Source organism: Halomonas sp. ND22Bw (assembly GCF_003011945.1).
GTDB classification, from domain to species: domain Bacteria; phylum Pseudomonadota; class Gammaproteobacteria; order Pseudomonadales; family Halomonadaceae; genus Halomonas; species Halomonas halophila.
Genome location: NZ_PXWD01000484.1, coordinates 1 through 323, shown reverse-complemented (window position 1 = coordinate 323; position 323 = coordinate 1). Strand labels below are relative to the sequence as shown.

The following is a 323-nucleotide window of genomic DNA, read 5'->3' as shown; positions in this document are numbered from 1 at the left end:
TCCCGCCTCCGCGCCGCTACCGGCGCAGGCGGTTCAACCGCTGCCGCAGCCAAATCCGGGAACGCCGAAACGATGATCCGCAAGAAATCGACCCGCGCGGCCGAGATCGCATTTGCCGACGAAGTGATGGCGTCCGACGAGTTCGCGGCTCTCCCCGAGCGCGTGCGATCGACGGTGCGGAACCATCGCCAGGGGATGCGGGGCGAGCGCGAGACCGCCTATATGCTCGATCACCAATTCGGGCCTGACAACGACCGCAACCTGCTTATCCACGATCTGCGCCTGCCGGACGGGCAGGGCGGGTTCGCGCAGTTCGATCATAT

The 323-nt window shown here is 65.9% G+C and carries 1 pseudogene; it reads left to right on the top strand.

What is annotated here, in order from left to right:
• Positions 1–72: 72 nt before the first annotated feature.
• Positions 73–323: pseudogene (locus tag CVH10_RS19045) on the top strand (NERD domain-containing protein); the annotation flags it as partial.